We start from the raw sequence: 10,158 nt of genomic DNA, 5'->3' as shown, positions 1-10,158 counted from the left end.
AGCAAATCCCGCAGACCATCACCGCCTGGGTGATCGAAGCGGGCTTGCAGCCGTGGCAGTTCCTGTTGGTGGTGAACATCGTGCTGCTGGTGGCCGGTGCCTTCATGGAGCCCTCGGCCATCATCCTGATCCTGGCGCCGATCCTGTTCCCGATTGCGGTGCAACTGGGCATCGACCCGATCCATTTGGGCATCATCATGGTGGTCAACATGGAGATCGGCTTGATCACCCCACCAGTGGGCCTGAACCTGTTCGTTACCTCGGCGGTGACCGGCATGCCGCTGACCCAGGTCATCCGCGCCGCCTGGCCGTGGCTGATGCTGCTGCTCGGCTTCCTGATGGTGATCACCTACATCCCGGCCGTTTCAATGGCCCTGCCAAACTGGCTGGGGATGAACTGACCCAACGGCGCCTGCAGCCCCAGCAATGGGGCTGTGGGTGGCAGTCATCTAGCCTCGCGTAGCGCATCGAGCAATTGCTGTTTGCGCATGGTCGAGCGGCCAGCCAGATTGCGCTTGCGCGCCAGATCCATAAGCTCGGTCTTGGTCATTCGGTCCAGTCGTTGACCGGGTCGTGGCGTGCCTTTGCGCGTAGCCGCAGCCCGGCGTGCAGATGATCGGCGGGCGGCCTCTTTGCTGGCTTCATCAGTCTGTCGACCCGAACCGCCGGCCTTGTTGCCTCCGCCTGACTGCTTGTTCACCGTGGCCCAGGCCCGTGCTTGGGCCTCATCTTCTGGCACGCCCTTAGCCTTGTAGCTGTCTTCTATATGTTCGGCTTTACGCTTTTGTTTCTCGGTGTACTTGTCCTTGCTTGCGCGTGTCATGACATGTTCTCCCGATTTGCCGTGGTGCCGGATTGCCCCGCAGCGCATAAGGCAAGAGAACCTTGTAGCGGGGCTTTGGTTCCTGTGAGCGGATGGATGGAAGTATGCAGTGCTGAGTAGATGAACCTTTGCCGTGTTTTCACCTCAGAAACAGAAGGGTTCCATTCTGGAGAGGCTGATGGACATTAGCGAACGCATTATCGCGACCCTGATTCTCGAGTTTTCTGATCTTGGCCAAGTAGAGCAACTGACCCGGGCCAGCCTACGCCTGTTGTTGGCGATGTTCCTTGGCGGGCTGCTCGGCTACGAGCGTGAGGTGATGGGCAAGGCCGCAGGCATACGCACACATATGCTGGTGTGCCTAGGTGCGACTATCTTTGTGATGGCCCTGGAACAGGAAGGTGCCGAACATGACGCCATGAGCCGGGTCATCCAGGGGGTGGCCACGGGCATCGGTTTTGTTTGCGCGGGTACGATTCTCAAAGGTGACAGTATCGCCAACGTCAAGGGGCTGACCACGGCTGCCGGATTGTGGGCCTCGGCGGCCATAGGCGTAGCAGTTGGTCTGGGGCGAGAGGCAACTGCGCTGATCTCGACAGTTATCGTGCTATTGGTATTGCATGTGATGCCATTGCTTCAAGGCTCAAACACGGACGACAAAAAACACTAGATGCCCGGCGCCATGGCCGCCAGAAGCGAGGGAAGAGGTCACCCAGTCGACGGCTGTAGAGCGTCGACTGGGTGAACTGCAAGCGTCGCGTCGATCTCGGCTAGACGCCCAGGCCGCGCGCCGCAATAACACGGCTGACGTCTTGCTTGAGCAGGTAGACCGACACCGCCAGCAACACCAGGTCCTTCAACAGAAAAGCTGAAACTATGGTCATGGCGGGAAAACCGCCAGCACCTTGGTGCCAGGCACCCGGTGCAAAGGGAAAGATGCTAAGGGTGCCAAGGAAGGTCGCACATGACCCCAGAGCGCCAAGTACTCCCAGCTTTTTGTGCCAGAAGCCCATAAACAATAACGTGGCAAAGGTCCATTCCGAAGCACCTAGGAAAATGCTCGTGCCATTGACCCCGAATACTGGAATCGTCCAGGAAATAAGGGGGCCGTTATTGATCAGTGGCAGCAAATCAACTATTTCGGCTTCGAACCATTTGTCATAGCCAAACCACAGAAAAATGATCACCATCACGGTGCGGAGCAGATGGTAATCAAGGTCGCGCTTGAGAAGCCCCGAGCGGCCAAGCAGTTCTATAAAGTAATTCATGATCAACTCCAGACGTAATAGCAGGAAGCGGTGAGCACCAGGCTTCAGTGAAGAAATCGTTTTGGCTCTGGGCTTGTGCCATCCATGGCCGCAGTCGCCAGTACCGCTTCGCTTAGCCTATGGTTTGAATGATTCGCCGGGCAATGTGCTCAGCGTGAGTCTCAAGTGCGAAATGGCCGGTATCCAGAAGCTCGACAACCGCATTGGGGTTATCACGCTTGAACGCTTCAGCACCTGGTGGGATGAAAAATGGATCGTGCTTGCCCCAGATAACCAAGGTCGGGATCTTGTGACTGCGGAAGAATTCCTGGAACTCTGGGTAGCGCTCCAGGTTATTGGCGTAATCAAGAAACAGATCCAGCTGGATGTCCTTGTTTCCGGGACGCTCCATCAGCAGGGTATCGAGTCTGTATGACTCAGGTGCGACCAACTCTGGCCGCTCAACACCGTGCAGATACTGCCAGCGTGTACCTTCGAGACTGAGGACATTATCAGCGATCACTTGGCGATTGGCGGCAGTGGGTTCGGCCCAATAAGCCCTGATCGGAGCCCATGCATCACCCAATCCCTCCAGGTAGGCATTGCCATTCTGGCTTATCAGGCCTGTCACCCGGCCGGGGTGTTGCACAGCCAATCGCAAGCCCACTGGGGCGCCATAGTCAAAGACATACATTGAGTAGGCCTTCAGGCCCAACACCTCAACGAAATCCCCCAGCGTTTTGGCCAGGGCGTCAAAACTGTAGAGGTAGGCGCGCGAATCTGGCACCTCTGTGAAACCAAAGCCGGGCAAGTCTGGCGCGATGATGTGGTAGTGAGCCGATAGCAATGGAATGAGCTGGCGAAACTGATGCGAGGAGCTGGGATAACCGTGAAGCAACAACATCGTTGGCTTGTTCCGGTCTCCGGCTTCCCGATAGAACATGCTTACGCCATCGGCTTCGGCGAAGTTATAGGTGATCAACCTTGCGGTGTCATTTGCACTGGACATGATTTGTTCCTCAAGTGATGTGGGAATAAACACTGCATCTACGGAATAAACACTGGCATGGATTTAGTAACCTGTCAAAATGATTTTGAGAGGTTACTTGATTGTTCGGTTTTTATAACTGGACATGCCCAAGGCAAAACAGGCGCGAGGCGCTGTGCACGAAGCAATACAGGGACAGGGGGGAAGTCAGACGGCGTGTGGGCTCTACCAATGCCAGATCAGGCATTGGCAATCAGTTGAGCAGGTGGGAGCAGCGGCAGGCGAGCGCCCAAGGTAGGAGAGCGCGCTAATCTAGTCGTCAGTCGCTTTTTGGCGTTCGCGATGCGCCGCCGCTTTTGCACGATTGCCGCAGACTGACATGCTGCACCAACGACGCTTCTTGCCACGCGTATGGTCAACAAACATGAGGGTGCAGCGCGTTCCTTCGCAGCTTTTGATATTTGAGAAGTCTTCCTCGCAAATAAACCTAGCCAGCACTTCTGCAATGGGAAGGAGTAGTGCGTCAGGGGTCCGCCAACGCCGGTGAGACTGCAGCTCAAGCTGGGCAGGGCTGTGTTGAGACGCAGCTATCTGGCTGAACTTATCGTCCCTGTCCAGCAAACGGTTGAGGGTTGCCAGATCACTCAAAGCCTCGGTTGGCAGCGTGTTTCCAGCATATTTGGAGACAAAGGTCCTGAACCAGTCACGTAGCGCCCTGGTTTGTGTCGCAACGGCCTCCAACTCACCTGGCAACGCACCTGCCTCGATATGCGCCAGGGTTTGCGGGGCAACCCAGCCGGACTGCGCCAACCAATCAAGTAAGCCACGCGCATCGGCGAGCCAGTCGACCTCTTCATCGACAGGTGTGGCTATTGAGTTGAGGAAGTCCAGGGCTGGTGCATCAGCGACGAAAATTGCAGGCACAGCTGAGATAGGGGGCATTGGCTGCTCGCTTTAGGTCGGGTATGGCTGAAGGGTAACCAGACAAACTACCTTTGACAAGTTATACAGTCTTTAATAACCTGATTATTGCCTCTTGAGCGGTTACCGGTCGATTGGCCTTGGGCAGCTTGATCTCTCGGAGCACTGTCAAATCGAGCCGATGCCTTTGCGCACCCTGGAAGGAGAATTTTATGAAAGCGATCGTTCTGGAAAAATTTGGTGGCCTGGATAGCATGGTTTATAAAAATATTGCTGAGCCTGAAGACAAGGAAGGCTACGTCATTATCGAAATCAAGGCATTTGGTATTAACCATGCAGAGATGCATATGCGGCGTGGTGAATGGGCTGAAGCCGCTCCGGTAAGCGGGATTGAATGTGTAGGCATTGTTAAATCCTGTCCAGGAGGAGAGTTCCCTGTAGGGGCCAAGGTCGCCGCGTTGATGGGCGGGCTTGGCAGGACGATCAATGGCAGCTATGCCGAGTACACCCAGGCACCAGTCACCAACGTTGCGCTTATCAATGCCGATCTTCCATGGGCGCAGTTGGCTGCCATTCCTGAAACCTATGCCACGGCCTGGACCTGCCTGTTCCGCAATCTCGAAATCGAGCGGGGCCAGACGCTGCTGATCAGGGGCGCTACCTCTTCATTTGGGCAGGCTGCAATCAAGTTGGCTGTAAACGCCGGGATTCGCGTGATTGCAACAACCCGTAGCCAGAGGCGTGCACAGATGCTCAAGGCGCTCGGCGCTGCCGGTGTTGAACTTGAAGGGCCCGCCTTATCAACCCGTATTGCCGGGGCCAAAGGCTTTGATGCCGTGCTCGACCTGGTGGGCAACAGTACGGTACTCGACTCCCTGGCAATTGTGCGGCGCGGTGGTCGTGTATGCCTGGCAGGATGGTTGGGTGGGCTTGATCCTATAGGTGATTTCAACCCATTGCTGCAGATGGCGAGTGGCGTTTACCTGACATTTTTTGCAAGCTTCGTCTTTGGCACCCCAGGGTTTCCTCTCGCGGATGTGCCACTGCAAGCCATTGCCGAAGAGGCTGCCGCCGGACGCCTTGATGTAAAGCCATCACGGGTATTCGGATTTGAGGAGATTCACGAAGCGCACCGCGTGATGGAAGCCAATGAAGCAGAAGGCAAGATGGTTGTCGTTATGCGCTAATATCAAGGCCCAATGGCATATGCTTGGGACTGTCACAGGCTAGCTGGCACACCAATTTATAACCGGGAGTCGTCGTGCGGGTTGTGAAAGTGCTTTTGTTGTTGTCCGTGCTGGGCTTTGGCGTGCTGTTCGGAGTCTGGCGCGGTTGGGTGTCCTTGCCTGATGCCTGGAATCCATGGGCGCCACTGGATGTGGCCGCCCAACCCAATTGGCTGACGCGCTACAAGCTGATGCGGCTACGCAATGATCCGCAGCTCTGTGAGCAGGCCCTGGAAGGCTCTGGCTTGCGGTTTGTAAAGCAGCAAGACAGTCCCGCAGATGCACGTTGCCCGCTACAGAACGTGGTGCGGGTCCAGGGTGGCAATCCTGGGTTGAGCAGCAGTTTTCTGGCCAGTTGTCCACTTGCCGTGGCCTTTGCCTTGTTTGATCGCCATGGCTTGCAGCCGGCAGCGCAGGCTGTGTACGGGCAGCCCGTCAGCCAGATCGACCACTTGGGTAGTTTCGCCTGCAGGAATATTTACAACCGCAAGAACGGAGCCCTCAGCCGGCATGCAAGTGCCGACGCGCTTGATATAGCTGGTTTTCGTTTGGCTGACGGACGTCGCATCAGCGTACTCAAGGATTGGTCGGGGCAGGGGGAAGATGCACGCTTTCTGCGCCTGGCACGCGATGGTGCTTGTGAGGCGTTCAACGTGGTTCTGAGCCCTGATTACAACGCGGCACATCGCAATCACTTTCACCTTGATGTGGGATCATGGTGGGTTTGCCGTTGATCTGGGCCGGATGCCAGCACACATTGTGCTGGTCAGCTGAAGAAGAGCACGGCAGTGAGCCGTAGTTCCGCAGTCTTGAAGGCCAGAACTAACGCTTGATAGCAGATCTACTGTTCATGTCGAATCACCGTCATAGCCCCTTGCGGCGACTTGAAAGCATGCTGTCGCTGCATAAAAAAACACTGGCGGACTCTCTAGGGGATGGCGTAAAAAGCCATGCTTGCAGTAAACGACTCATCGGTCATTTTATTTTAAGCATGTTGATAAAGCCCGCTTTGCGCTCGCAAAAAGCACCTGTGCCTGCAGGTTCTTGAGCCCGACTCAAGTCGACTGGCTTTATCAAATCAGGCTTCAAAGTGAAGTGCGATGAGCTACAAACATAAGAATAAGTGGTCGCCTGATGAAAATTAATCCATTGCCACCCTTGAATAGCCTGGTTGCCTTTGAGAGCGCTGCTCGTAATTTGAGCTTCACCCTTGCCGCCCATGAACTCAATGTGACCCAAGGGGCGGTAAGTCGTCAGGTCAGGTTGCTGGAGGACTACCTGGGCAAGGCGCTTTTCGAGCGTACGACTCGAGCCATGAACCTTACGCCAACCGGTAACCAATATTACGAAGTCGTTCGCGAGACCTTGATTCAACTGGCCAGCGCCACTGGAGAAATTCGTCACTGGAAAGGTTCGCAGCAAGTCACGGTCGCGACCAGCACTGCGATGGCCTCATTGTGGCTGTTGCCAAAAGTAGCCGAGTTCCAGCGTGACAACGAAGAAATTGACCTGCGCATCATCGCCTACGATCACGTCAAGGATTACTCGCGGCTCGATTGTGACTTGGCGCTTTACTATTGCCGCACCTTGCCAAAGAACATGCAGGTCACTCCCTTGTTCACCGAGGAAGTATTCCCGGTGTGCAGCCCGGCTTATCTGGCCAAGCACCCTGAACTGGAAAGCGTTGAGCAGTTTTCATCCTGCACCTTGTTGTGGCTGGAAGACCCACAGCGCGATTGGATAGGCTGGTCGGAGTGGTTTACCCGGCTGGGTACAAAAATGGTCCAGCCACGGCATCGAATCAATATCAACAGCTACTCGATGTTGCTGCAGTCGGCCATAGGCGGGCAGGGCATCGCTTTGGCCTGGTCGAACCTGGTCGACAACCATCTGCAGACGGGCGCCTTGGTCCGCCCGGTTGAATCGACCTTGATGACCGAAGGGCAATTTTGCTTGCTCGAACCGAACAGTCGGGCTGCAACACGCCAAAGCGTGAAGCAATTTCGTTCCTGGTTAATTTCCCAACTACCGCTTGCCACAAGCGATCCTGAATCCGGCGCTTGATGGTTCAGGCAATAGTTTTTCTCTTCAATTAATGACTTTTAATCATATATAAAAATAATAAGTGCTCTTAGCAGCTTGCATAGGGCATTTAATAAATTATTAATGATTAAAAGTCATAAACGATCATGTAAAAAATCGTTTGTCGAAAATCGCTGTTTTTCTCGAAACTCGCGGTCAACGGAGCGTGGCTAATGCACCTGCCGAACTTGACCCAACCGTGCCCAGCAGGGGAGAAAAACAATGAACAATTCTATCTCTCAACGTATTCCGGTCCAGCAACTGGAAACCGTTCTCAACCCCATTCACCAAGCCACCGGGCTCAGCAATGAGTTCTATACCGAGCAGCGTTATTTCGAGTTAGAGCGTGATCAAGTCATGGGCAAGACCTGGGCATGCATCGGCTTTGCCAGCGATCTTGTACAGAAAGGGGCGGTCAAGCCAGTTGATTTCATGGGGCTGCCATTGCTGTTGATGCGTAATCGCGAAGGGGTGGTGCAGGTATTCCACAACGTATGCAGCCACCGCGGCATGAAACTGGTCGAAGAAGAAGGCGTTGTGCAAGGGGTCATCCGTTGCCCTTACCATTCCTGGACTTACGATTTGAATGGCGCACTGCGCGGCACGCCTCACGTGGGCGGAATCGACAAGCACAAGGATGAGCGTTTCGCTTGCGAAAAACATGGCCTTAAAGCGCTGCGCAGCGCGACCTGGATGGACATGGTGTTCGTCAACCTGTCGGGTGACGCTCAACCGCTGGAGGAAATGCTTGCCCCCCTGACCGACCGTTGGAGCCAGTTTCTGGGAGACGACGGCATGAGCCTGCTGCGTCGCCGACCAGGTTTCGATGCCACCACCCTGGATATCAACTGCAACTGGAAACTGGCCGTTGAAAACTACTGCGAGGCATATCACCTGCCTTGGGTCCACCCCAGCCTGAATACCTATTCACGCCTTGAAGACCACTACAACATCATGTTCGGCGACAACTTCGCAGGGCAGGGCAGCTACGCCTACAACCTGTCAGATGTAGCAGGCACGCATATGCCGAAGTTTCCGAGCTGGCCGCAAGACCGTCTGCGCAATGCCGAGTACGTAGCCTTTTTCCCCAACGTTCTGCTGGGTATTCAGGCCGATCACGCTTTTGCCATGCAACTGGAACCGGTAGCGCCGGGGCGCACCCTGGAACATCTACGTGTGTTCTACGTCGGCGATGAAGCGCTGAACGATGAATACGCTGCTTGCCGCAATTCAATTCTGGAGTCTTGGAAAGTGGTGTTCGCCGAAGACGTGAGTTCGGTGGAGGGCATGCAGAAAGGTCGTCACTCGCCGGGTTACAAAGGTGGTGCCTTCTCGCCCGAGATGGATATTCCGACCCATTTTTTCCATACCTGGGCTGCTCGCCAGTTCCTGGAAACCGACAAGTCGGCCTAAGGAGACAGACATGACCAACATCAATGCTCACTGGCTCAACTATATCGATGGAGAATGGGTCGATAGCGCCAATCAGCTCAAGGTGCATCAACCTGCCACTGGCGAACCATTGGCGACCATCGCCCAGGCCTCTGTGGTCGATGCTCAGCGCGCACTGGATGCTGCTCGCCGCTGCGCTGACAGCAACGAACTAAACCGTGTACGACCAGCTCAGCGGGTAACCTGGCTGTTGCAGATTGCCGCTGAGATCCGGGCGGTTGCCGAGGAGGGCGCCTGGGTGCTCTGCAAGGAAAACGGCAAAAGCCTCAATGATGCCCGTGACGAGTTCACCGAAGCTGCGCGTTACTTCGAATACTACGCTGGCATGGCCGACAAGATCGAGGGCACCTCGATCCCACTGGGCAATGGCTATATGGATTTCACCCAGTACGATCCGATGGGCGTGTCGGCGCAGATCGTACCCTGGAACTTCCCGGTATCCATTTGTGCGCGCTCACTGGCTCCGGCTTTGGCGGCCGGAAATGCGGTGGTGATCAAATCGCCAGAGCTGTCACCGCTTGGCATGTGCGTGTTGATCCGTGCAATTGCCAAAGTCGGGCTGCCCAAGGGAGCGGTCAACCTGATCTGCGGACGCGGCCGGGAAGTGGGTTCATACCTGGTCAGCAGCAAACAGGTGGATCAGATTGTATTCACCGGATCAGTTCCAACAGGGCAATCGATTCTGCACGCTGCGGCTGAAAACGCTACTCCGAGCGTGATGGAGTTGGGCGGTAAATCGGCGGCGCTGGTGTTTGCCGATGCGGATCGCCAACAGGTATTGAGCAGTGTCAAAAGCGGTATTTTCTTCAATGCCGGCCAGGTCTGTTCAGCCCTGTCGCGACTGCTCGTGCAGCGCGAGATCTACGATGAAATCGTTGATCTGGTTGTGAATATGGCCGAAGGCCTGAGTGTCGATATTGGCGAACACAATCCCGACCTGACGCCAGTAATCAGCGCCGGACAGCTTGCAGGCATCGAACAGCTGTGCCGCACTGCAGTTGAAGAAGGCGCAGTGATTGCCACTGGTGGCGAGTCCTTTAATGATCGCGCCGGGCACTTTATGCGGCCAACGGTGATACGCGATGTCAGCCCGCAAATGAGCATTGCCCAGGATGAAGTATTCGGCCCGGTGCTGGCGGTTATTCCCTTTGATAGCGAAGAAGATGCCCTGGCCATAGCCAACGGCACCGAGTTTGGGTTGGTTGCCGGTGTCTTCACCCAGGATATCAGCTGCGCCATGCGTTGCACGCGCCGCTTGAAAGCAGGCCAGGTGTTCGTCAATGAATGGTATGCCGGTGGTATCGAAACACCATTTGGCGGCGTCGGCTTGTCTGGTTTCGGCCGCGAGAAAGGGCAGGAAGCGCTCTACAGCTACGTTCGGACAAAAAACGTTGCCATCCGTGTTACCGGCGAGTAGCG

At 55.5% G+C, this 10,158-nt stretch carries 11 protein-coding genes; 7 read left to right on the top strand and 4 right to left on the bottom strand.

From position 1 onward, the window contains the following. Nucleotides 1-401: TRAP transporter large permease subunit (locus CHB79_RS05740; protein WP_141133416.1), on the top strand; the 401-nt coding region annotated here is incomplete at its 5' end. Between the two features lie 44 nt (nucleotides 402-445). Here the strand turns inward: CHB79_RS05740 and CHB79_RS05735 are convergent. Then, nucleotides 446-823: a Rho termination factor N-terminal domain-containing protein gene (locus tag CHB79_RS05735; protein WP_089359164.1), complete on the bottom strand. Its 378-nt coding sequence runs from the start codon at nucleotides 821-823 to the stop codon at nucleotides 446-448. Between the two features lie 178 nt (nucleotides 824-1,001). Here CHB79_RS05735 and CHB79_RS05730 point away from each other — a divergent pair, with 178 nt between their 5' ends. Further along, a complete protein-coding gene (locus CHB79_RS05730; protein WP_089359163.1) occupies nucleotides 1,002-1,493 on the top strand; it encodes an MgtC/SapB family protein in 492 nt (163 codons plus the stop codon). A gap of 100 nt (nucleotides 1,494-1,593) precedes the next feature. Here CHB79_RS05730 and CHB79_RS05725 read toward each other — a convergent pair whose 3' ends face one another. The 3 genes from CHB79_RS05725 to CHB79_RS05715 all read right to left on the bottom strand — a co-directional run bounded on the left by CHB79_RS05725 (nucleotide 1,594) and on the right by CHB79_RS05715 (nucleotide 4,000). Continuing rightward, nucleotides 1,594-2,091 carry a YkgB family protein gene (locus CHB79_RS05725; protein ID WP_089359162.1) on the bottom strand — a complete coding sequence of 166 codons (498 nt, stop codon included), beginning with the start codon at nucleotides 2,089-2,091 and terminating at the stop codon, nucleotides 1,594-1,596. Nucleotides 2,092-2,203: 112 nt separating this feature from the next. Continuing rightward, nucleotides 2,204-3,079 (bottom strand): alpha/beta fold hydrolase, encoded by an 876-nt coding sequence (locus tag CHB79_RS05720; protein WP_089359161.1) that lies wholly within the window; start codon nucleotides 3,077-3,079, stop codon nucleotides 2,204-2,206. A 291-nt stretch (nucleotides 3,080-3,370) separates the two neighbouring features. Then, entirely contained in the window at nucleotides 3,371-4,000 is a 630-nt protein-coding gene (locus tag CHB79_RS05715) for a CGNR zinc finger domain-containing protein (protein ID WP_010678662.1), read from the bottom strand. A 191-nt stretch (nucleotides 4,001-4,191) separates the two neighbouring features. Between CHB79_RS05715 and CHB79_RS05710 the strand changes: the two genes are divergently transcribed. The 5 genes from CHB79_RS05710 (at nucleotide 4,192) to CHB79_RS05690 (ending at nucleotide 10,156) form a co-directional block, all read left to right on the top strand. Next, the gene (locus CHB79_RS05710) at nucleotides 4,192-5,166 is read left to right on the top strand and encodes a zinc-binding alcohol dehydrogenase family protein (protein ID WP_089359160.1); all 975 of its coding nucleotides are present in this window, start codon (nucleotides 4,192-4,194) and stop codon (nucleotides 5,164-5,166) included. A 74-nt stretch (nucleotides 5,167-5,240) separates the two neighbouring features. Next, a complete protein-coding gene (locus CHB79_RS05705) occupies nucleotides 5,241-5,939 on the top strand; it encodes an extensin-like domain-containing protein (RefSeq protein ID WP_089359159.1) in 699 nt (232 codons plus the stop codon). 400 nt (nucleotides 5,940-6,339) lie between these two features. Beyond that, complete coding sequence (locus CHB79_RS05700) at nucleotides 6,340-7,269, top strand: LysR substrate-binding domain-containing protein (RefSeq protein WP_089359158.1); 930 nt, start codon at nucleotides 6,340-6,342, stop codon at nucleotides 7,267-7,269. A 240-nt stretch (nucleotides 7,270-7,509) separates the two neighbouring features. Further along, nucleotides 7,510-8,700 (top strand): aromatic ring-hydroxylating oxygenase subunit alpha, encoded by a 1,191-nt coding sequence (locus tag CHB79_RS05695; protein ID WP_010678658.1) that lies wholly within the window; start codon nucleotides 7,510-7,512, stop codon nucleotides 8,698-8,700. A gap of 10 nt (nucleotides 8,701-8,710) precedes the next feature. Next, entirely contained in the window at nucleotides 8,711-10,156 is a 1,446-nt protein-coding gene (locus CHB79_RS05690; protein ID WP_089359157.1) for an aldehyde dehydrogenase family protein, read from the top strand. Nucleotides 10,157-10,158: the final 2 nt, after the last annotated feature.

This window comes from Pseudomonas segetis, assembly GCF_900188155.1.
GTDB lineage: Bacteria > Pseudomonadota > Gammaproteobacteria > Pseudomonadales > Pseudomonadaceae > Aquipseudomonas > Aquipseudomonas segetis.
Note: the sequence above shows the minus strand (reverse complement) of the source record. Positions and strands in the feature narration are given on the sequence as shown.